Genomic DNA, 19,667 nt, shown 5'->3' with positions numbered 1-19,667 from the left:
CAGGGCGACGGCAGCCTGCAGGTGAGCCTGCAGCCGACCGACTTCGCCCGTCTGCTGCGCTGGCTGATGAGCCTGGAAGAGCAGGGCGTGAGGGTCGAGGAGGCCGGGCTGGAGCGGGCGGACAAGGGACTGGTGAGCACCCGCCTGCTGCTGCGGGCGGGCTGAGCGGCGGTCGAGAAGAGCGGTCGAGAAGAAAAAATTCAAGCAGGGTGTTGACTTAGGCGAGGCCTCTGCGTAAATTGCGCCACCTCGCAAGGCTACTCGGGTGATTAGCTCAGCCGGGAGAGCATCTGCCTTACAAGCAGAGGGTCGGCGGTTCGATCCCGTCATCACCCACCATATCTCTTGCGAGACCGACGCGCAGCGGTAGTTCAGTCGGTTAGAATACCGGCCTGTCACGCCGGGGGTCGCGGGTTCGAGTCCCGTCCGCTGCGCCATACATCGCTTCCACTCGGATCACCGAGAACGGGAAGCCAAAAAAGCGGCCTTGAGCCGCTTTTTCTTTGTCTGCATTTCAGGTTTCCGATTCGCGCCATTCGGCGGTGGAAGGAATCTGCATCCCGTCTGCCGCCGTTCGATTCAGCCCTGGCGCTGCAGCGCCGTCTCTCCCCGCTCCCGCACCCAGAACAGCGTGGCGCCCGCCACGGCCGCCGGCATCACCAGGATGTTGACGAAGGGGATCAGCAACGCCAGGTACACGATGCCGCCGAAGCCCAGGCTCTGCCAGCGCTTCTCGCGCAGCCAGGCGAGCATCTCGTTCCAGCCCAGCTTGTTGTTGTCCGCCGGGTAGTCGATGTACTGCACGGCCATCATCCAGATGCCGAACAGAATCCACAGCGGCGCCGCCACCACGTTGAGCACCGGCACGAAGGTGAGGATGAGCAGGGGAATGGCGCGGGGCAGGAAATAGCCCAGCTTGCGCAGCTCGCGGCCGAGGGTGCGCGGGACCATGGCCATCAGCTCGCTCCAGCTGAACGGCGGGAAGTCGTCGCGACCGCGCACCACCACTTCCACCTTCTCGGCGAGAAACCCGTTGAAGGGCGCCGCGATGATGTTGGCCAGCATGGTGAAGGTAAAGAACATCACCACCAGCACCAGAATCACGAACAGCGGCCAGATGATGTATTCGAGGAAGCTCAGCCAGCTCGGCAGGCTTGGCATGATGCCGTCGACCCAGCCGCCGAACTGCTGCAGGGCGACCACGATCAGCCCGATGAACAGCAGGGTGTTCACCGCCAGGGGCAGCAGCACGAACAGGCGTAGCCCCGGGCTGAGGACCAGCTTGAGACCTTCGCTCAGGTACTGGGGACCGGACAGGGCGGGAGTGGGCATGGAAGGCTCCGTGAGGGTGGAAATGCGCCGACCTTAACCAGTTTGATGGGGGGAGGAAAGCGCTGGCAGGTTCCCTTGGCCCACGATGCCTACTTCGGAACGCCCTCGTCGACCTTGTCGCTGTCGAACAGGGTCGCCAGTTCCCGGCGGGCCTGGCGGGCGGTCTGCTGCACCGCGGCCTGGTTGTCGTAGACCCTGTGCTGCGCCTCCAGCACTTCCTCGTCGTGGCGCTGGAAGCGGCGCAGGCGGGCGGCGGCCTGTTCCTCGCTCAGGCCCAGGCCGCGCAGCACCTGGCGGCTCATTTCCAGGCTGGAGTGGAAGGTTTCGCGCACCGCCTGGGCGTTGAGGTCCCAGAGCTTGTGCACGTGCTGGCGGTTGCGCGCGCGGGCGATGATCTTCACGTGGGGATACAGCTTGCGCACCAGTTCGGTGGTCTTGAGGTTGGTGTCCGGGTCGTCGGTGGCGACGATGAACCATTCCGCCTTGTCCAGCTGGGCGGCGCGCAGGATTTCCGGGCGCAGCGGGTCGCCGTAGAAGATCGGCATCTCGCCCAGGCTGCGCGACATTTCCACCGCATCCACCGAGGTGTCGAGGGCGACGAAGGGCACGCCCTGGGCGCGCAGCACACGGGCGACCACCTGGCCCATCCGGCCCATGCCGGCCAGCACCACCCGCGGCGTGTCGCTATCCACCGTCTGCAGTTCTTCCGGCACTTCGCGGGGAGCGGCGGGCGCCGCCTTGAGCCAGTGCGCGGCGAGCATCACCATCAGCGGCGTGAGCGCCATGGACAGGGTGATGGCGATCACCAGCAGGTCGTGCAGGTGGCCATCGAGCAGCTGTTCGCTGCGGGCCATGCGGAACACCACGAAGGCGAATTCGCCGCCGGCCGCCAGCAGCACCGCCAGACGCACCGCGCTGGCCCGCGACAGCCCGCCCGCGAGGCGGCCGACCACCAGCAGCACCGGCAGCTTGAGGCCGATCAGCAGCAGGGTCAGGGCCAGCACCGTCAGCGGTTCGTGCCACAGCAGGGCGAGGTTGGCCGCCATGCCGACGCTGATGAAGAACAGCCCGAGCAGCAGGCCCTTGAACGGCTCGATATGGGATTCCAGCTCGTGGCGATACTCGGAGTCGGCCAGCAGCATGCCGGCGAGGAAGGCGCCCAGGGCCATGGAGACGCCGGCCAGCTCCATCAGCCAGGCCGTGCCGATGACCACCAGCAGGGCGGTCGCGGTGGACACCTCGCGGATGTTGGTGCGCGCCACGATGCGGAACACCGGGCGCAGCAGGTAGCGACCGCCGAGCACCACCAGGGCGATGCTGCCGAACACCTCCAGCAATCCGCGCAACTCCTGGCCGGGCAGGGGGTGCGGGGTGGCGTCGCCGAGCATGGGCACCAGCGCGATCAGCGGGATCGCGGCGATGTCCTGGAACAGCAGGATGGCGAAGGCCATGCGCCCGTGGGGGCTGGTCAGTTCCTTGCGCTCGGCCAGCAGCTGCAGGCCGAAGGCGGTGGAGGAGAGCGCCAGGCCGAGGCCGAGCACCATGGCCACCGGCAGCGGCTGGTGGAAGCCGAACAGCGCCACGGTGCCGATCACCAGGGCGGTCAGCAGCACCTGGGCCAGGCCGACGCCGAACACCGCCTTGCGCATCACCCACAGGCGCCGGGGCGACAGTTCCAGGCCGATGATGAACAGCAGCAGGACCACGCCCAGTTCGGACAGATGGCCGACGCTCTCCGGGTCGCCGATCAGGCCGAGCACCGAGGGGCCGATCAGCACGCCCGCCAGCAGGTAGCCCAGTACCGCGCCAAGCTGCAGACGCTTGGCCAGTGGGACCGCGAGCACCGCGGCGAAGAGGAATACGACCGCGCCCTGCAGCAGGCTGCCATCGTGGGGCATGGCATTCTCCCGTCGAAATAAGCGCGAGAGTACCAGTTCGGGAGACCGGCGCGCCCGGCCAAGGCGTCGCGGGCTGGGCTAGAATGCGCTCCCGCATTCGCCAGCACCGCCATGAACGCCGAATCCATCGCCACTCTGCACCAGCATCTGCTCACGGCCTTCGCCGACCTGCCGCGCGAGGCGCGTCGCCTGTTCCATGGGCGCGGCCGGCGGTGGCCAGGGCTGGAGCACATCGCGGTCGACTGGCTGCAGGGCGTGGTGCTGGTGTCGCTGTTCCGCGAGCCGGAGGCCGCCGAGCTGGCCGAGTTGAAGAACATGCTGCTGCAATTCGCCGCGTCGCCCGCCTGGCGGGGCAGCGGCGCCGCGCACCTGCTGCTGCAGCACCGCTACCGGCCGGACAGCGCCACGGAGTGCCTGTTCGGCGAGGCCCTCGAGCGGGGCGAGATCGAGGAGCAGGGGCTGCGCTTTCTCCTGGATTTCGGGCGCAAGCAGAACAGCGGCCTGTTCCTCGACATGCGCCTGGGACGCCAGTGGGTACGCGAGCAGGCGGCGGGCCTGCGGGTGCTCAATCTGTTCGCCTATACCTGCGGCTTCTCGGTGGCGGCCGTCGCCGGCGGCGCCGAGCGGGTGGTCAACCTGGACATGTCGCGGCCGGCGCTGAGTCGCGGCCGCGACAACCATCGACTCAACGGCCACGACCTGGCGCGGGTGAGTTTCCTCGGCCACGACCTGTTCAATTCCTGGGGCAAGCTGCGCAGGGAAGGCCCCTATGACCTGATCGTCATCGACCCACCGAGCTTCCAGAAGGGCAGCTTCGTGCTGACCCGGGACTACGCCAAGGTGCTGCGCCGCCTGCCCGAGTTGCTGGCGCCGGGCGGCCGGGTGCTGGCCTGCTGCAACGATCCGTCCATCGGCGTCGCCTTCCTGGTCGACGAGATGGCGCGCGAAGCCCCGCAGCTGCGTTATGTGGAGCGCCTGGCCAACCCGCCGGAGTTCGCTGACATAGACGAGGACAGTGCGCTCAAGGCGCTGGTGTTCGTTCTGGAATGATGGCTCAGAGCGGGAAGGGCGCCTGGTGGAAGCCGTGCTGGTCCACCTGCAGGGCCCAGCCCTGTTTGTCCCAGTCGCCGAGGACGATGCGCCGGGCGTTTTCGCCCTTCACCTGCAGTTCGTGAACGGCCGGGCGATGGGTGTGGCCGTGGATCAGGGTGCGTACGCCGTGCTCGGCCATGATCCGTGGCACTTCTTCCGGCGTCACGTCGACGATCTCGCTGGCCTTCATCCGCGTCTGCGCGCGGCTCTCGCTGCGCAGCTTGCGCGCCAGCCTGTGGCGGGTGGCGAGCGGCAGGTGGCGCAGGATGAACAGGGTCAGCGGGTTGCGCAGCCAGCGGCGCAGCTTCATGTAGCCGACGTCCAGGGTGCACAGGCTGTCGCCGTGCATCAGCAGTACCGGCTCGCCATTGAACCGCACGATGCTCGGGTCCTTCAGCAGGGTGCAGCCGGCGGCGCGGCAGAAGGCGCGGCCGATCAGGAAATCGCGGTTGCCGTGCATCAGGAAGATGCGTGTGCCGGTGTCGCTGAGCTCGCGCAGGGCGCGGGCGATGCTCTGCTGGAACGGCGACATGCCGTCGTCGCCGATCCACACCTCGAAGAAGTCGCCGAGGATGTACAGCGCCTCGGCCTTGCGGGCGCGGGTCTGCAGGAAATGCAGAAACGCCCGGGTGATGTCCGGGCGTTCCTCTTCCAGGTGCAGATCGGAGATCAGCAGGATCATCGAATCACTCGACGATTTCGGCCTTCTCGATGATCACGTCGTCCACCGGCACGTCCTGGTGGCCGGACTTCATGGTGGTGGCCACGCCCTTGATGGCGTTGACCACGTCCATGCCCTCGGTCACCTGGGCGAACACGGCGTAGCCCCAGCCCTGCATGGTCGGCGCGGTGTGGTCGAGGAAGCCGTTGTCGGCGACGTTGATGAAGAACTGGGCGGAGGCCGAGTGCGGGTCCATGGTGCGGGCCATGGCCACGGTGCCGACCTTGTTGGAGAGACCGTTGTTGGCCTCGTTCTTGATCGGCGCGCGGGTGGATTTCTGCTTCATGCCCGGCTCGAAACCGCCGCCCTGGACCATGAAGTTGCCGATCACGCGGTGGAACACGGTGCCGTCGTAGTGGCCGCTCTTCACGTATTCCTTGAAGTTGGCGGCGGTTTCCGGGGCCTTGTCTTCGAACAGTTCCAGGGTGATGACGCCGTGGTTGGTGTGCAGCTTGATCATGACGATGCGCTCTCGGATTCGGGCAAGGCGGGCAGGGCGGCGGCGCATTCGCGCGAAGTAAGGCCGCGCCTGGTCGCTTTGCGACTGTCAGGTATATGGCGGGTTGAGTATCATACGGGCTTTGTCTCGACCGGCCTACCTCCCGCGCGGAGGCCGCACCGCATCTAAGGACACCATGAGCAAGCCCACCGTCGAAAAAGCCGCCAACTTCCTGCGCCCCGTCGTCCAGGCCGACCTGGACAGCGGCAAGCACGCCAAGATCGTCACCCGCTTCCCGCCGGAGCCCAACGGTTACCTGCACATCGGCCATGCCAAGTCGATCTGCCTGAACTTCGGCCTGGCCCAGGAATTCGGTGGCGAATGCAACCTGCGCTTCGACGACACCAACCCGGCCAAGGAAGACCAGGAATACATCGACGCGATCAAGAGCGACGTCGAGTGGCTGGGCTTCCAGTGGGCCGGCAAGGAGCGCTACGCCTCCGACTACTTCGACCAGTTGCATGCCTGGGCTATCGAGCTGATCAAGGCCGGCAAGGCCTTCGTCTGCGATCTGAACGCCGAGGAAATGCGCGAGTACCGCGGCACCCTGACCAGCCCCGGCAAGGACAGCCCGTTCCGCGAGCGCAGCGTCGAGGAGAACCTCGACCTGTTCGCCCGCATGAAGGCCGGTGAGTTCCCGGATGGCGCCCGCTCGCTGCGCGCCAAGATCGACATGTCCTCGCGCAACATGAATCTGCGCGACCCGATCCTCTACCGCATCCGCCACGCCCATCACCACCAGACCGGCGACAAGTGGTGCATCTACCCGAGCTACGACTTCACCCACGGCCAGTCGGACGCCATCGAGGGCATCACTCACTCCATCTGCACCCTGGAGTTCGAGGACCATCGCCCGCTGTACGAGTGGTTCCTGGCCAACCTGCCGGTACCGGCCCAGCCGCGCCAGTACGAGTTCGCGCGGCTCAACCTGAACTACACCATCACCAGCAAGCGCAAGCTCAAGCAACTGGTCGACGAGCATCACGTCAATGGCTGGGACGACCCGCGCATGTCGACCCTGTCCGGCTATCGCCGCCGTGGCTACACCCCGGCCTCGATCCGCACCTTCTGCGACATGATCGGCGTCAACCGCGCTGGCGGCGTGGTCGACATCGGCATGCTGGAATTCGCCATCCGCGAGGACCTGGACGCCAACGCCGCGCGCGCCATGTGCGTGCTCAAGCCGCTCAAGGTGGTGATCACCAACTACCCGGAAGGCAACGTCGAGAACCTCGAACTGCCGCGCCACCCGAAGCAGGACATGGGCGTGCGCGTGCTGCCGTTCAGCCGCGAGATCTACATCGACGCCGGTGACTTCGAGGAAACCCCGCCGGACGGCTACAAGCGCCTGATCCCCGGCGGCGAAGTGCGCCTGCGCGGCAGCTACGTGATCCGCGCCGACGAGGCGATCAAGGATGCCGAAGGCAATATCGTCGAGCTGCGCTGCTCCTACGATGAGAACACCCTGGGCAAGAACCCCGAGGGCCGCAAGGTCAAGGGCGTGATCCACTGGGTGCCGGCCGCCGAGAGCGTGGAATGCGAAGTGCGCCTGTACGACCGCCTGTTCCGCTCCGCCAACCCGGAGAAGGACGAGGAGGGCGGCAGCTTCCTCGACAACATCAACCCGGATTCGCTGGTGGTGCTCAAGGGCTGCCGCGCCGAGCCGTCGCTGGCCAACGCCGGCGCCGAGGAACGCTTCCAGTTCGAGCGCGAAGGCTACTTCGTTGCCGACTTGAAGGACTCGCAGCCCGGCAAGCCGGTGTTCAACCGTACCGTCACCCTGCGCGACACCTGGGGGCAATAACGGCTTTCAAATTGCTGCGCTCGATCATGCTGTGTTGAAGCGAGGTTCGGAATGCTCGTGTACTGCAGTACATTCCGCTTCCTCACTCCGCTTCGCCTTGCCTGATCTTCGCTCGCTGCCTTGAAAACCGTTCTTGAGGAAATTTAAAGATGCTGTCCATCTACAACACCCTGAGCAAGGTCAAGGAACCCTTCCAGCCGCTGGAAGGCAACCAGGTGCGCATGTACGTGTGCGGCATGACCGTGTACGACTTCTGCCACATTGGCCATGCACGGGTGATGGTCGCCTTCGACGTGGTCACCCGCTGGCTGCGCCAGCGCGGCTACGACGTGACCTACGTACGCAACATCACCGATATCGACGACAAGATCATCAAGCGTGCCCAGGAGAACGGCGAGCCGTTCGAGGCCCTGGTGGATCGCATGATCGCGGCGATGCACGAGGACGAGGGCCGTCTCAACGTGCTGCGCCCGGACATCGAGCCGCGCGCCACCGGCCATATCGCCGGCATGCACCAGATGATCCAGACCCTGATCGACAAGGGCTACGCCTATGCCCCGGGCAATGGCGACGTGTACTACCGCGTCGGCAAGTTTGTGGGCTACGGCAAGCTGTCCCGGCGCAAGATCGACGAGCTGAAGATCGGTGCGCGCATCGAGGTCGACGAGATCAAGGAAGACCCGCTGGACTTCGTTCTGTGGAAGGGCGCCAAGCCGGGCGAGCCGAGCTGGGAGTCGCCCTGGGGCGCCGGCCGGCCGGGCTGGCACATCGAGTGCTCGGTGATGTCCACCTGCTGCCTGGGCGAGACCTTCGACATCCACGGCGGCGGGCCGGACCTGGTGTTCCCGCACCATGAGAACGAGATCGCGCAGAGCGAGGCGGCCACCGGCAAGCTCTACGCCAAGGCCTGGATGCACGCCGGCGCGGTGCGCGTGGACGGCGAGAAGATGTCCAAGAGCCTGGGCAACTTCTTCACCATCCGCGAGGTGCTGGAGAAGTACCACCCGGAGGTGGTGCGCTACCTGCTGGTGTCCAGCCACTACCGCAGCCCGATCAACTACTCCGAAGACAGCCTCAAGGAAGCCAAGGGCGCCCTGGAGCGCTTCTACAATGGCCTCAAGGGTCTGCCGGAGGCGGCGCCTGCCGGTGGCGAGGCCTTCGTCGAGCGCTTCGGCGCGGCGATGGACGACGACTTCAACTCGCCGGAAGCCTGCGCCGTGCTGTTCGAGATGATCCGCGAGGTCAACCGCCTGCGTGAGTCGGACGAACAGGCCGCCGCCGGCCTGGCTGCGCAGCTCAAGCAGCTGGCTGGTGTGCTCGGTGTGCTGCAACTGGAGCCGGACGCCTTCCTCCAGGCCGGCGCCGCCGGCAAGGTCGACGCCGCCGAGGTGGACGCCCTGATCGCCGCACGCCTGCAGGCACGCTCCGAGAAGAACTGGGCCGAGTCCGACCGCATCCGTGACCAGCTCACCGCCATGGGCGTGGTGCTGGAGGATGGCAAGGGCGGCACGACCTGGCGTCTGGCCGAGTGAGTGGTCTGTTTGATAAAAAGGCTGCTTTCGAGCGGCCTTTTTTATATCCATCTTCTAGGGAGCGTATGTGTCATGAAGGAAAATACGCTGCAGTTTTCATGGGAGCGGTGCTGGCTGGGTATGGGCGCAAAGGGCGATGGGATCGCACTGATGCGAAGGCTGCTTGCCGCATATGCTGAGCCTCAACGCAGATATCACACGGTTCAGCATCTCTCCGAATGCCTGGCGCTTCTGGAAATCCATCTCGAACTCGCAGCCGAACCAGCAGAAGTCGAAATGGCTCTCTGGTTCCACGATGCCGTGTATGACGTTAAAGGCGCCGACAACGAACTTAAGAGCGCCGAGTGGGCTGAGGCAGAACTGAGCGAAGCTGGCGTTTCTGCTGAGCGCATTGCGCGGGTTTCAAATCACATTCTGGCCACCCGGCATACGGCCTTGCCCGAGGGGCAGGATCAGATGCTGCTTGTTGATATAGACCTGTCCATCCTCGGGGCGCCGCGACCCCGCTTCGAGGAATACGAGCGGCAGGTCAGGGAGGAATATGGCTGGGTGCCCGACCCCCTTTTCCGTGGCAAGCGCCAGACTATCCTCGAAGAGTTCCTGCATCGCAGCCCTATCTATAGCACTCGTGTGCTGCGTGAAGCACTCGAAGGTCGCGCCAGAGAAAACCTGGCATATTCGCTGCGGCTGTCAGGGCGCTAGCTGACTGCTGCAGATGCGCAGCTCTGGCTGGCCGTGGCCTTAGCATGGACGATGGAGTCACGTGGAGATGTCAGAGCTGACCGAGGTCATTTCGAAGGTTAATCAACTCCCTGCCATGGATGGAGAGTTTTCGGTCGAATGGGGAGGAGCATCTACCGAAGATGCCATTGCAACCGTAGAGGGTGCGCTCGGTGTGAGGATTCGGGGCACATACCGCGACTTCCTTCTTGCCACGGGTGGTGGCGGTCTGGACGCACTCTACATATCGCCGATCTCTGCCGAGAAACCGCTGGCAGCTGGCTGCTATTTCGACACGCTTCATTATCGAGAGGGTTGGTGTCCGCATAAGCTTCCCTCACATTTGGTAGTGGTCCAGCGAGACTCGGATGACAACGAGCCTGTGTGCCTGGATACATCGAGTGAAGTGGATGGCGAGAATCCGGTGGTTCTTTTCTACCACCAGAGCACAGGCCATTCGGAGAGACTGGCAAGCAGTTTTATCGATTACTATCGAGCATTCTTGGAACCGTACTTCGAAGAGGCTGGGCTCTGACAGTTCATTCAAGCCGATTCCGCGTCGTGGCAAAAAAATACTGCCTGATAATTATTGTTATCTGGTTCGTTTTCATGAATCTAGAATATTGTTTTTGTAAGGTGAAAAATGAAAGGCATCCCGATTCCTGTTTGGATCTTAACGGTCTATTTTCTTGCTGGCTCAATCTTTATCCTGTTTGTTTACTTCGCTTATCTGCTGACGGGGCACGGCGGCAGCTTTATGCTGGACACTGCTGCCTCTAACTATGGTGTGATTGAGTATGGGCTTGTCTTGGGTAAGCAGTTTTTGGTGATAGTGGCTGCGGTATTTCTTTTCCGCTTGAAGAAACTGGCTCTGAAACTGTTCTTGACTGTTCTGCTAGTGGTTGTCGTTTCTCTGGGATGGTTTTCATTCAAGGCTGGTACAGCTGAATATGCTGGTCTGGCTGCATTGGTCAACATGGCAATCGGTCTTGGGTTTTGGTCGGCAGTTTGCGTATATGTAAGGCGCCTGGTGAAAAATGGGACGCTCAAATAAATATTTTATATTCTTTTCTCGCGGGTTCAGTCGTTTGCCGCTCAATGGGCTCTCTGCTGGAACTATGTTGGCGCGGATCAGTTCATGTGTTATGAGCAAAGGAGGTCTGCGTTGATCGAAGCCATATTTTCAATTGTTCTCGCAATCATCGAGGCAATCGTTTCGATGGTTGGCGTGGTAGTCGAAGCTGTTGCAGGTATATTCGCTGCTGGTGGTCATGCTCTGAGCGCTGGGGAAGTATTTATTCTGCTATTTGTGTTGGTTGCTGAAACATTCTATTGGGCCATCCTGTGGATACTTGAACTATTTCTTGCCCTGCTTGCTTGGAGAAAACCTAGAAAGGTTCCTCGGCCTGTGTTTTGGCGTCCTCAGAAACGCAGCGGAAAAGAGAAACAATCTGATGAGAACGCATAATGCGTTCAACTTTGTGCTCTTAGCCCGCTGAACAGGCTGCGGAGCTTGCATAATAAGCGTAGAGCGGAGAGCACGCTGGATACCCTGAATGCCTTCAGCGTGCCCGGCCGGCCTCGTGTATATGCTGCCGGTAGCGGTTCGGCGTGGTGCCGGCCCACTCGCGGAATGCCTTGACGAAGTTCGAGGTGTCGTTGAAGCCCGAGCGCTGGGCGATGATGGCGATGGGCAGCGCGGTGCCCTGCAGCAGCTGGGCAGCGGTCTCGAAGCGCACTTCGCGCAATAGCTGGCGGTAGTTGCAGTCCAGTTCGTCGAGGCGCCGGTTCAGGGTGCGGGTCGAGAGGTTGAGGCGGCTGGCGATGGCCTCGACCGAGGGCGGCGACTCCAGCTCCCGGCGCAGGTGGATGCGTACCTGCTCGGGCAGCGACAGCGGCGCGCGGCTGCGGCTGGAGGCTTCCTCGCAGCGCTGCACGGCGAGCTTGAACAGGGTTGGGCAGGCGCCGGGCAGACGCCGGTCCAGCAGCTCGCGAGGGATGAGCACCTGGCAGTAGGGCTGGCCGAATTTAACCTTTTTGCCGAACAGCCGGTGATAGGGGCCGAGGTCCTGCGGGGCGGGGTAGTCGAACTCCAGTTCCAGGCCGAGTTCGCTCAGCGGGTGTTCCATCACCAGCGCCGTCTGGTTGGCGATGGCGGTCAGCCAGGATTCCTGGTTGAAGTAGTAGCGCTCCTCCAGCGGTACCAGTTTCGAGGCGATGATCGCCAGGTGCCGCGGCCGCTCGACCAGGCGCATGTCGAAGGCGCTGCCGAGCAGCTTCTGGTGCTTCAGGCCGATCTCGTAGGCGTGCCGCAGGGTCGGCGCGGTGGCGTACAGGGCGCCCAGTTCGGCCAGGTGGGAGAGGCGGATGCGCGAGCCGAACAGCAGGCCGAGGCGGGGGTTGCCGGTCATCGCCAGGGCGCGGGAGATGATCACGGCCAGTTGCCGGTAGCTGAGCAGCGTATCCGGGTGGCTGAAGTGTTCGAGGCGCAGTTCCGTGCCTTCCAGCAGGCGATCCGCGCTTAGCCCCTGTTCCAGCAGCACTTCCATGAGCAGCGCCGGCAGCGGCACCGGCACCAGCAGCTCGGTGAGCGAGATGAACGACGAACTGTCGGTGGCGGATCGCATGCGGCTTCTCCCTGTGGTGGCGGAATTCAACCATCAGATTGGCCGCTGAACAACATCGCGAGCGCACCGGGACTCTTAGCATCGGGCTCATAACAACAACACCGAGTCCCTACATGATGACGTTCAGTTGCTGCCGCCCGGCCTCACGCCCGGCGCGTTCCCATGGCCGGCTCCGGCCCGTCGATCCGCTGCACCGGGAGGATCGGCCATGCCCATCGGCTATTCGCTGAAGCCCAGCGGTCCGCTGGATCGCTTCTACCGCTGGCTCTCCAGGGTTTCCTCCAGGTACGCACACGGCGCCGACCAGCTACCCCCGCCCGAGGCCATGGACGGATTCCTCAAGGCCCAGCGCCTGGCCTACGCCGCCGTGCAGCACGTCGGCCGGCGCCTGCAGGTCGGCATGACCGAGCAGCAGGCCGCCGAGATGCTGGAGGCCTATCTGCGCGAGCACGGCACCGAGCGCTACCTACACCGGGCCTTCGCCTGGTTCGGCGACCATTCGCGCTTCGATGGCTACCAGGACTACGCCGACTACCATCCCGGCCCGCGGCGGCTGGAGGCCGACCACGTGGCGATCCTCGACGTGTCGCCGGTGGTCGACGGCTATATCGGCGACGTCGGCTACGCCCTGTGCCTGACGCCCAACCCCAGCCTGGACCGCGCCCGACGATTCCTCCTGCAGCTGCGCGAGGACATTCCGCAACTGTTCGCCAGCCCGCTGACGGCGGCGGAGATCTGGGCCGAGATCGACCGCCGCATCCACGCCGCGGGCTACGACAACATCCACGCCAAGTACCCGCACTGCGTGCTCGGCCACCGGGTGTTCCGGGTCAAGCCGAAGCAGGGCCGGCACCTGCGCATTGGCACCCGCTCGTTCGGCTGGTTCTCCCTGGAGACCAATCTCGCCTTCCTCAAGCTGGGCCTGTCGGCCGCGCTGACCCCCGAGCACATCGGCAACAAGCTCGGCCTGTGGGCCATCGAGCCGCACATCGGCTGGAGCGGCGGCGGCTGCAAGTTCGAGGAGGTGCTGGTGGTCGAGCCGCACCGTTGCTACTGGCTCGACGATGAGGTTCCTCACGTGATCGAGGCCAGGGAGAAACGCGCATGAAGACGAAGAGCATGCTGGGACTGGCCGTCCTCGCCGTGGCGGGCGCGGCCTGGTGGCTGAGCGCGCCGCCGGAGCATATCCGCCCCGCGCCGGCCTACCGGATGGGCGAGATCAGCGCGGCGATGCAGGCCGCCAGGGTGCCGGACGATCTGGCGCCAACGGTCAGCGGCCTCGACCTGCCGGGCCACGACGACGTGCTGATCCAGGAGCACTCCGGGCAGGCGTTCATCACCGCCCGCGACGGCTGGTTCTGGCGCCTGGACCTGGCGAGCGGCAAGGCCGAGCGCTTCGCCCAGACCCCGCTGGTGCCGTCCGGCGCCCGCTTCGTGCCCGGCGACGACAACCGCATCCTGTTCTGCAACTCGCACCTCTACGGCTTCACCCCCGAGCGCGAGGCGCCGGTGGGCGTCTACGAGCTGAACATCGCCACCCGGGCGATCCGGCCGGTGGCCCTGCGTGTGCCGTTGCCGCCGGCGCTGGACCCGGACGCGACGCTGGGCAGCGTCCATCCGCTGGGCCAGGGGGCGATGGCGGTGGCCGCCATGAACGAGGGCAACAGCCGCCCGGTGGCGTTCTGCAACGACCTCGACATCAGCCGCGACGGCAAGCGGGTGTACATGTCCGAGCCCTACGCCTACCCGGGCGCCGCCATGGGCGAGGCGGCCTTCGAGGAGGCCGTCAGCCTGGCCAACAACGGCCGCCTGTGGATGTTCGACCTGGAGCGCGAGACCGCCCAACTGGTGGTGCAGGACCTGCATTTCGTCGACGGCATCCTGATCGACCGGGGTTCGGAAGACGGGCAGGGCGTCGAGCAGTCGCTGGTGATCAGCGAGACCCCGAAGTTCCGCATGCTGCGCCTGTTCGTCGGCGGCGAGCGGGCGGGCACCGCGGAAATCCTGCAGGAAGGCATGCCGGGCATGCCCGACGGTATCAGCCGTGACGAGCGCGGGCGGCTGTACGTGGCGCTGTTCTCCCCGCGCACCGCCATCGCCACCTGGCTGCACGCCAATCCCTGGCTCAAGCCGTTGATCCTGCGGTTGCCGCACCGCCTGTTCTCCGAGCAGAAGCAAACCGGCTTCGTGGTGCTCGATCCCTCCGGCAAGCAGGTCCTGTACTGGCTGATGCACGACGGCAGCCAAGTGCGCGCCATCTCCAAGGTGCTGCCGGAGCAGGACGGCATCTACCTCGCCAGCTTCGCCAGGGACAACCACGGCGCCCACCGCATCGACTATCCGCCGCCGCTGCGGGACTGACCCCCGGCGGCACGCGACGAACAACAACAAGAAATGGAGACACTGCCATGCGCACTATGAAACCGCTGGCGCTCGCCATCTGCGCGGCGACCAGCACCCCCGGCCTCGCCGTGACCTTCCAGCTCGGCGAACTGGAGGGCCAGTTCGACAGCGCCCTGTCGGTCGGCGCCAGCTGGTCGACGCAGAGCGCCAAATCCGAGTTCATCGGCGCCAACAACGGCGGCGGGGCGGCTTCCGTGCTCGGCGACGACGGGCGCCTGAACTTCGCCAAGGGCGAGACCTTCTCGAAGATTTTCAAGGGCCTGCACGACCTGGAGCTGCGCTACGGCGACAGCGGCGCCTTCTTCCGTGGCAAGTATTGGTACGACTTCGAACTGAAGGACGAGAGCCGGCCGTGGAAGGACATCAGCGACAGCAACCGCAAGGAGGGCGCCAAGTCCGCCGGCGCGCAGCTGCTGGACGCCTTCGTCTACCACAACTACGAACTGGCCGGGCAGCAGGGTTCCGCGCGCCTGGGCCGGCAGGTGATCAGCTGGGGCGAGAGCACCTTCATCGGCGGCGGCATCAACAGCGTCAACCCCGTCGACGTGGCCGCCTTCCGCCGGCCGGGGGCGGAGATCAAGGAGGGGCTGATCCCGGTCAGCCTGTTCTCGCTGTCGCAGAGCCTGACCGAGGACCTGTCCGTCGAGGCCTTCTACCAGCTCGACTGGGAGCAGACCGTGGTCGACAACTGCGGCACCTTCTTCGGCGTGGACAACGTGGCCGACGGCTGCGACCAGAACATCGTCGGCCCGGACATCTCGGGCAACGCGCTGGCCCGCGCGGCGCTCGAGCCCTTCGGCGTGCAGCTCACCCGCGAGGGCATCGTGATCCCGCGGGTGAGCGACAACGACGCGCGCGACTCGGGGCAGTGGGGGGCGGCGCTGCGCTGGTTCTCGGCGCCGCTGGACGCGGAGTTCGGCGCCTACTTCATGAACTACCACAGCCGCACGCCGTACTTCAGTGTGGTGGCCGGGCCGAACATCGCCGACCTGGCGTTCACCGACACGGTGTGCGCCAACCTGGGCATTCCCGCCGCGGCCTGCGGCGGCATCGTCGCATCGCCCACCGGGCAGTCGCTGGTGAGCGCCTACCGGCTGGGCACCAGCCGCTACTACTTCGACTATCCGGAAGATATCCGCCTGTACGGCCTGAGCTTCGCCACCACGCTGGCGACCGGCACTGCACTCTCCGGCGAATTCAGCTACCGGCCGAACGCGCCGCTGCAGCTCAACGGCGCCGACCTGGTCACCGGCCTGCTGGGCAGCCCGGCGCTGTCGCCGGTGAACGCGGCGGTGCGGCCGGGCAACGACGAGCGGGTCGCCGGCTACCGGCGCAAGGAGGTCAGCCAGCTTCAGGTCACCGCCACCCACTTCTTCGACCGGGTGATGGGCGCCGAGCGCCTGACCCTGGTCGGCGAGGCCGCGCTGGTGCGCGTGGGCGGCCTGGAGGGCGACGGCGGCCTGCGCTACGGCCGCGACGCGATCTACGGCACCGGCGCGCTGGCGGACAATGGTCTGTGCCGGACCAGCACCAACACCACCCGGCCCGAGGAGTGCAACGACAAGGGCTTCACCACCTCCACCTCGTGGGGCTACCGGGTGCGCGCGATCTGGGACTACCGCAACGTGTTCGCCGGCGTCAGCCTGCGCCCCAACCTGGCCTGGTCGCACGACGTGGAGGGCTACGGGCCGACCACCACGCCCTTCAACGAGGGCGCCAAGGCGCTGAGCGTCGGGCTCGACGCGGAGTACGACAAGACCTACGGCGCGAGCCTCTCCTACACCAACTTCTTCGGCGGCGACTACAACACCCAGGTCGACCGCGACTTCATCGCGCTCAGCTTCGGCGTGAACTTCTGACGGTGACGACCATGACGACCTACAAGAACCTGATCACTGGCTCCACCCTGCTGCTGTCGCTGTGGGCGACGGCCTCCCTGGGCGCCGTCGACGCGCGGCAGGCTGCCGCGCTCGGCCAGGCGCTGACGCCGGTGGGCGCCGAGAAGGCCGGCAACGCCGAAGGCAGCATCCCCGCCTGGAACGGCGGCCTGGCCAAGGACGCCGGTAGCGTCGACGGCAGCGGCTTCATGACCGATCCCTACGCCGGCGACCGGCCGCTCTTCACCATCACCGCCGACAACGCCGAGCAGTACCGGGACCGGCTCAGCGAAGGCCAGCTGGCGCTGTTCAAGCGCTACCCGCAGACCTTCCGCATGCCGGTCTACCCGAGCCACCGCAGCGCGGTGTTCCCGGACGGCTGGCTGGAGAAGACCCGCGAGAACGCCGAGGCGGTGAGCCTGTCCGGCGGCGGCAACACCCTGGAGCACTACCGGATGGGCGTGCCGTTCCCCATCGCCGGCAATGGCCTGGAGGCAATCTGGAACCACATGGCGCGCTACATGGGCTCGACGCTGCAGCGCAACATCATCACCTCGGCGCCCCAGGCCAGCGGCCAGTTCACCCCCAGCCTGCTCGACCAGTACGTGGCCATGCCCTGGGCGCTGAGTGACGCGGGCACGGCGAGGAACGCCAACGTGCTGTTCTACTACAAGTGGCGGACCGTCTCGCCCGCGCGCCTGGCCGGCGACGTGCTGCTGGTCCACGAGACCCTGGACCAGGTCAAGGAGCCGCGCCTGGCCTGGGCCTACAACGCCGGCCAGCGCCGCGTGCGGCGCGCGCCGCAGGTCTCCTACGACGGCCCGTCGACCACCAGCGACGGCCAGCACACCTCCGACAACTTCATGATGTTCAACGGCGCGCCGGACCGTTACGACTGGACCCTGGTCGGCAAGCAGGAGATGTACGTCCCCTACAACGCCTACCACCTGGACGACCCCGGCCTGAAGTACGCGGACATCATCGGGCCCGGCCACCTCAACCCCGACCACACCCGCTACGAGCTGCACCGCGTCTGGGTGGTGGAGGCCAACCTGAAGTCGGGCAGTCGCCACATCTATGCCAGGCGCCGTCTGTACCTCGACGAGGACACCTGGCAGGCGCTGGTGGCCGACCACTACGACAACCGCGGGCAGATCTGGCGAGTGGCCGAGGGGCACCTGCAGCAGGTGTACCAGCAGCAGCTGCCGCTGATCCTGGTGGAGACCTGCTACGACCTGCTGAACGGCCGCTACTTCGTCTCGGGGCTGCGCAACGAAATCCGCAACGCGCCGAAGTACGGCATCGAGTTGTCGTCCAACGACTTCACCCCGGCCTCCCTGCGCCGCACGGGCGTGCGCTGAGCCATGGACGCTGCTGTCCCCGGGTGGATACCCGGGGTCTTGGGCCGTCGCTGACGGCCCCTTTCTATCCCGAACGGAGTGCGCGCAGATGAAGAAGACAGCCATCGCCCTGGTGGTGCTGGCCGTGGCCCTGGCGATCTGGTGGGCGCTGTCGTTCTCCGCCAGCGACTACCGGCTCCAGCCGGCGCAGGCGACCTTCCGCAACGTGACCATCGCCACCCCGGATGTCCGGCGCCTGGCCGACTTCTACCAGGCGACCTTCGACGCTCAAGAGGTCGCCCGGCAAGACTGGGTGCCGGCGCAGGTGTCCGGCGAGGCCGTGGTGCTGCGCACCCCGGGCTACGGTGGCGATGGGCCGACCCTGACGCTGATCCCGGCGCGGCGGGCCGCCGATCCCGCGCCGCAGGCTTCCGACGACGGCTATGCGCACCTGTGCTTCGAGACCACCGACATGCGCGGGGTCGTCGGCCGGCTGGTGGCTGCCGGCGGGGCCGTCAGCAGTGTGTTCGAGGCGAACGAGCGGGTACCGGTGCTGTACGCCAGGGACCCGGACGGCAATGCCGTCGAAGTGCACATCCCGCTGCCCGCGCCGTTCACGCCGCGAACGGTCTACCGGACGCTGGATTCCCTGGTGCGTACCTGGCTGGGGTCGAGCGCGCCCGCCGAGGAGGGGGTGCGCTTCCTCCACGCCAACCACAACTCGCCGGACTGGACGCGCGTCGTCGGCTTCTACCGCGCCGTCTTCGCCGCCGGCACCGTCGGCGCGGAACGCGACTACGACGGCGACTTCATCGCCGAGCTGACCGGCATCCCCGACGTGGCGGTGCGCGGCCGGCACATCGAGATGCCAGGCTACAGCCCGGGCGGACCGACCCTAGAGGCGTTCACCTACGACCGGGCGACCGGCAGGGGGCCGCTGGGGTTCGGCGATGCCGGTGTCGTGGCCATCGGCTTCGAGGTCCACGACATCGCCGCCACCGTCGCCTTGGCGACGGAAGCGGGTGGCGGGGAGGTCGAGCGAAGCGACCGGGCGGCCATCGTCCGCGACCCCTACGGCCATCTGATCCAGCTTCGCCAGGTCCAGCCGCCCGGCACGCTCTAAGACGTTACGGCTCGTGCGGCCCTTCGACGCCCCAGCCGCTCTGCCGGCACAGGCCGTCGAACTCGCGAGCCAGTTGCGCCAGGGAGATGGCGCCCAGCCTGGCGACCAGCAGGGCCTCGGCCTCGTTCAGCGCGTCCTCCAGGGCGGCGTTGACCACCCGCTCGACTGCGCATTGCGGGTCGTCGTGCTCGTTGCCGATGGCGAATATCCGCGGGCCGCCCACGGCCTTGTGGATGTCCAGCAGGGTGATGGATTCGAGGTCGCGAACGATGGTCCAGCCCCCGCCATGACCCTTTTCCGAGTGCACGTAGCCGGCCTGGCGCAGCCCGGCCATGGTGCGCCGGACCACCACCGGGTTGGTGTCCAGCATCTTGGCGATCTGCTCGGAGGTGAACGGCTGATCGTGCCGCGCCATGTGCAGCAGCACGTGGAGCATGCGGGAGAGCCTGCTGTCCTTTCTCATGGCCATGCCTTGTGGTGACGGACCGTCTTAATGCCACATTTCAAGTTGCGTGAGCAAATTTCTCCGTCCTATCATGTAATTTCATTAGTTTCATGATTGCGCGGCGACGCCGCGAGCGAGGAGGGGACATGCAGCATGATGTGATCGTCGTCGGCGGCAGCTACGCGGGGCTTTCGGCGGCATTGCCGCTGGCACGGGCGCGACGCCGGGTGCTGGTGGTGGACGGTGGGCAACGG

20 protein-coding genes and 2 tRNA genes are annotated in these 19,667 nt (G+C 65.8%); 16 read left to right on the top strand and 6 right to left on the bottom strand.

From position 1 onward, the window contains the following. The 3 genes from gspM to N7640_RS24990 form a co-directional block, all read left to right on the top strand. Positions 1 to 165 (top strand): type II secretion system protein GspM (gene gspM, locus N7640_RS25000; protein ID WP_279906262.1); only part of this gene is annotated, 165 nt, incomplete at its 5' end. Between the two features lie 98 nt (positions 166 to 263). Continuing rightward, positions 264 to 339 (top strand) — tRNA-Val (locus N7640_RS24995). Between the two features lie 21 nt (positions 340 to 360). Next, positions 361 to 437, top strand: a tRNA-Asp gene (locus N7640_RS24990). 142 nt (positions 438 to 579) lie between these two features. Here the strand turns inward: N7640_RS24990 and cysZ are convergent. Together cysZ and N7640_RS24980 are read right to left on the bottom strand one after the other, a co-directional pair. Then, a complete protein-coding gene (gene cysZ, locus N7640_RS24985; RefSeq protein WP_220813289.1) occupies positions 580 to 1,332 on the bottom strand; it encodes a sulfate transporter CysZ in 753 nt (250 codons plus the stop codon). Positions 1,333 to 1,421: 89 nt separating this feature from the next. Next, the gene (locus N7640_RS24980) at positions 1,422 to 3,230 is read right to left on the bottom strand and encodes a monovalent cation:proton antiporter-2 (CPA2) family protein (RefSeq protein WP_279902173.1); all 1,809 of its coding nucleotides are present in this window, start codon (positions 3,228 to 3,230) and stop codon (positions 1,422 to 1,424) included. 111 nt (positions 3,231 to 3,341) lie between these two features. Here N7640_RS24980 and N7640_RS24975 point away from each other — a divergent pair, with 111 nt between their 5' ends. Then, entirely contained in the window at positions 3,342 to 4,280 is a 939-nt protein-coding gene (locus N7640_RS24975) for a class I SAM-dependent methyltransferase (RefSeq protein ID WP_279902172.1), read from the top strand. A gap of 4 nt (positions 4,281 to 4,284) precedes the next feature. Here the strand turns inward: N7640_RS24975 and lpxH are convergent, their stop codons facing one another. Both lpxH and N7640_RS24965 read right to left on the bottom strand, forming a co-directional pair. Beyond that, positions 4,285 to 5,004, bottom strand: coding sequence for a UDP-2,3-diacylglucosamine diphosphatase (gene lpxH / locus N7640_RS24970; RefSeq protein WP_279902171.1), 720 nt, complete (start codon positions 5,002 to 5,004; stop codon positions 4,285 to 4,287). Between the two features lie 4 nt (positions 5,005 to 5,008). Next, positions 5,009 to 5,503 carry a peptidylprolyl isomerase gene (locus tag N7640_RS24965; protein ID WP_220813285.1) on the bottom strand — a complete coding sequence of 165 codons (495 nt, stop codon included), beginning with the start codon at positions 5,501 to 5,503 and terminating at the stop codon, positions 5,009 to 5,011. 175 nt (positions 5,504 to 5,678) lie between these two features. Here N7640_RS24965 and N7640_RS24960 point away from each other — a divergent pair, with 175 nt between their 5' ends. The 6 genes from N7640_RS24960 to N7640_RS24935 all read left to right on the top strand — a co-directional run bounded on the left by N7640_RS24960 (position 5,679) and on the right by N7640_RS24935 (position 11,066). Then, positions 5,679 to 7,346 (top strand): glutamine--tRNA ligase/YqeY domain fusion protein, encoded by a 1,668-nt coding sequence (locus tag N7640_RS24960; RefSeq protein ID WP_279902170.1) that lies wholly within the window; start codon positions 5,679 to 5,681, stop codon positions 7,344 to 7,346. Positions 7,347 to 7,495: 149 nt separating this feature from the next. Further along, the gene (gene cysS / locus N7640_RS24955; protein WP_279902169.1) at positions 7,496 to 8,878 is read left to right on the top strand and encodes a cysteine--tRNA ligase; all 1,383 of its coding nucleotides are present in this window, start codon (positions 7,496 to 7,498) and stop codon (positions 8,876 to 8,878) included. 72 nt (positions 8,879 to 8,950) lie between these two features. Then, entirely contained in the window at positions 8,951 to 9,580 is a 630-nt protein-coding gene (locus N7640_RS24950) for an N-methyl-D-aspartate receptor NMDAR2C subunit (RefSeq protein WP_279902168.1), read from the top strand. Positions 9,581 to 9,647: 67 nt separating this feature from the next. Beyond that, the gene (locus N7640_RS24945; RefSeq protein WP_279902167.1) at positions 9,648 to 10,133 is read left to right on the top strand and encodes an SMI1/KNR4 family protein; all 486 of its coding nucleotides are present in this window, start codon (positions 9,648 to 9,650) and stop codon (positions 10,131 to 10,133) included. Between the two features lie 108 nt (positions 10,134 to 10,241). Next, positions 10,242 to 10,652, top strand: a complete 411-nt coding sequence (locus N7640_RS24940) for a hypothetical protein (RefSeq protein WP_279902166.1) — start codon at positions 10,242 to 10,244, stop codon at positions 10,650 to 10,652. 111 nt (positions 10,653 to 10,763) lie between these two features. Then, on the top strand, positions 10,764 to 11,066 hold the full coding sequence (locus tag N7640_RS24935; protein ID WP_279902165.1) for a hypothetical protein: 303 nt from the start codon (positions 10,764 to 10,766) through the stop codon (positions 11,064 to 11,066). Positions 11,067 to 11,160: 94 nt separating this feature from the next. On the opposite strand, the gene N7640_RS24930 is transcribed toward N7640_RS24935, so the two are convergent. Beyond that, positions 11,161 to 12,225, bottom strand: a complete 1,065-nt coding sequence (locus N7640_RS24930) for an AraC family transcriptional regulator (protein WP_279902164.1) — start codon at positions 12,223 to 12,225, stop codon at positions 11,161 to 11,163. A 208-nt stretch (positions 12,226 to 12,433) separates the two neighbouring features. Between N7640_RS24930 and N7640_RS24925 the strand changes: the two genes are divergently transcribed. The 5 genes from N7640_RS24925 (at position 12,434) to N7640_RS24905 (ending at position 18,968) form a co-directional block, all read left to right on the top strand. Next, positions 12,434 to 13,333, top strand: coding sequence for a M24 family metallopeptidase (locus N7640_RS24925; RefSeq protein ID WP_279902163.1), 900 nt, complete (start codon positions 12,434 to 12,436; stop codon positions 13,331 to 13,333). Further along, positions 13,330 to 14,586 carry a hypothetical protein gene (locus N7640_RS24920; RefSeq protein WP_279902162.1) on the top strand — a complete coding sequence of 419 codons (1,257 nt, stop codon included), beginning with the start codon at positions 13,330 to 13,332 and terminating at the stop codon, positions 14,584 to 14,586. Before N7640_RS24925 ends, N7640_RS24920 begins: the two co-directional genes overlap by 4 nt. A gap of 47 nt (positions 14,587 to 14,633) precedes the next feature. Next, entirely contained in the window at positions 14,634 to 16,487 is a 1,854-nt protein-coding gene (locus N7640_RS24915; RefSeq protein WP_279902161.1) for a DUF1302 domain-containing protein, read from the top strand. A gap of 11 nt (positions 16,488 to 16,498) precedes the next feature. Continuing rightward, entirely contained in the window at positions 16,499 to 17,866 is a 1,368-nt protein-coding gene (locus N7640_RS24910; protein ID WP_279902160.1) for a DUF1329 domain-containing protein, read from the top strand. 88 nt (positions 17,867 to 17,954) lie between these two features. Next, complete coding sequence (locus N7640_RS24905; RefSeq protein ID WP_279902159.1) at positions 17,955 to 18,968, top strand: VOC family protein; 1,014 nt, start codon at positions 17,955 to 17,957, stop codon at positions 18,966 to 18,968. 4 nt (positions 18,969 to 18,972) lie between these two features. Here the strand turns inward: N7640_RS24905 and N7640_RS24900 are convergent, their stop codons facing one another. After that, positions 18,973 to 19,431, bottom strand: coding sequence for an Rrf2 family transcriptional regulator (locus N7640_RS24900; RefSeq protein ID WP_279902157.1), 459 nt, complete (start codon positions 19,429 to 19,431; stop codon positions 18,973 to 18,975). A gap of 128 nt (positions 19,432 to 19,559) precedes the next feature. Here N7640_RS24900 and N7640_RS24895 point away from each other — a divergent pair. Then, positions 19,560 to 19,667 (top strand): FAD-binding protein (locus N7640_RS24895; RefSeq protein ID WP_279906261.1); only part of this gene is annotated, 108 nt, incomplete at its 3' end.

The sequence above is a fragment of the Pseudomonas sp. GD04015 genome (assembly GCF_029837675.1).
In the GTDB taxonomy this organism is placed as follows: domain Bacteria; phylum Pseudomonadota; class Gammaproteobacteria; order Pseudomonadales; family Pseudomonadaceae; genus Aquipseudomonas; species Aquipseudomonas paralcaligenes.
Note: the sequence above shows the minus strand (reverse complement) of the source record. Positions and strands in the feature narration are given on the sequence as shown.

Excerpts from the sequence above, each read along its gene's own strand:
- N7640_RS24905 (WP_279902159.1), top strand. The coding sequence starts at position 17,955 with ATGAAGAAGACAGCCATCGCCCTGGTGGTGCTGGCCGTGGCCCTGGCG.
- N7640_RS24900 (WP_279902157.1), bottom strand. The coding sequence starts at position 19,431 with ATGAGAAAGGACAGCAGGCTCTCCCGCATGCTCCACGTGCTGCTGCAC.
- cysZ (WP_220813289.1), bottom strand. The coding sequence starts at position 1,332 with ATGCCCACTCCCGCCCTGTCCGGTCCCCAGTACCTGAGCGAAGGTCTC.
- N7640_RS24980 (WP_279902173.1), bottom strand. The coding sequence starts at position 3,230 with ATGCCCCACGATGGCAGCCTGCTGCAGGGCGCGGTCGTATTCCTCTTC.
- lpxH (WP_279902171.1), bottom strand. The coding sequence starts at position 5,004 with ATGATCCTGCTGATCTCCGATCTGCACCTGGAAGAGGAACGCCCGGAC.
- N7640_RS24925 (WP_279902163.1), top strand. The coding sequence starts at position 12,434 with ATGCCCATCGGCTATTCGCTGAAGCCCAGCGGTCCGCTGGATCGCTTC.
- N7640_RS24910 (WP_279902160.1), top strand. The coding sequence starts at position 16,499 with ATGACGACCTACAAGAACCTGATCACTGGCTCCACCCTGCTGCTGTCG.
- N7640_RS24940 (WP_279902166.1), top strand. The coding sequence starts at position 10,242 with ATGAAAGGCATCCCGATTCCTGTTTGGATCTTAACGGTCTATTTTCTT.
- N7640_RS24975 (WP_279902172.1), top strand. The coding sequence starts at position 3,342 with ATGAACGCCGAATCCATCGCCACTCTGCACCAGCATCTGCTCACGGCC.
- N7640_RS24915 (WP_279902161.1), top strand. The coding sequence starts at position 14,634 with ATGCGCACTATGAAACCGCTGGCGCTCGCCATCTGCGCGGCGACCAGC.
- N7640_RS24950 (WP_279902168.1), top strand. The coding sequence starts at position 8,951 with ATGAAGGAAAATACGCTGCAGTTTTCATGGGAGCGGTGCTGGCTGGGT.
- N7640_RS24965 (WP_220813285.1), bottom strand. The coding sequence starts at position 5,503 with ATGATCAAGCTGCACACCAACCACGGCGTCATCACCCTGGAACTGTTC.
- N7640_RS24945 (WP_279902167.1), top strand. The coding sequence starts at position 9,648 with ATGTCAGAGCTGACCGAGGTCATTTCGAAGGTTAATCAACTCCCTGCC.
- N7640_RS24930 (WP_279902164.1), bottom strand. The coding sequence starts at position 12,225 with ATGCGATCCGCCACCGACAGTTCGTCGTTCATCTCGCTCACCGAGCTG.
- N7640_RS24960 (WP_279902170.1), top strand. The coding sequence starts at position 5,679 with ATGAGCAAGCCCACCGTCGAAAAAGCCGCCAACTTCCTGCGCCCCGTC.
- cysS (WP_279902169.1), top strand. The coding sequence starts at position 7,496 with ATGCTGTCCATCTACAACACCCTGAGCAAGGTCAAGGAACCCTTCCAG.
- N7640_RS24920 (WP_279902162.1), top strand. The coding sequence starts at position 13,330 with ATGAAGACGAAGAGCATGCTGGGACTGGCCGTCCTCGCCGTGGCGGGC.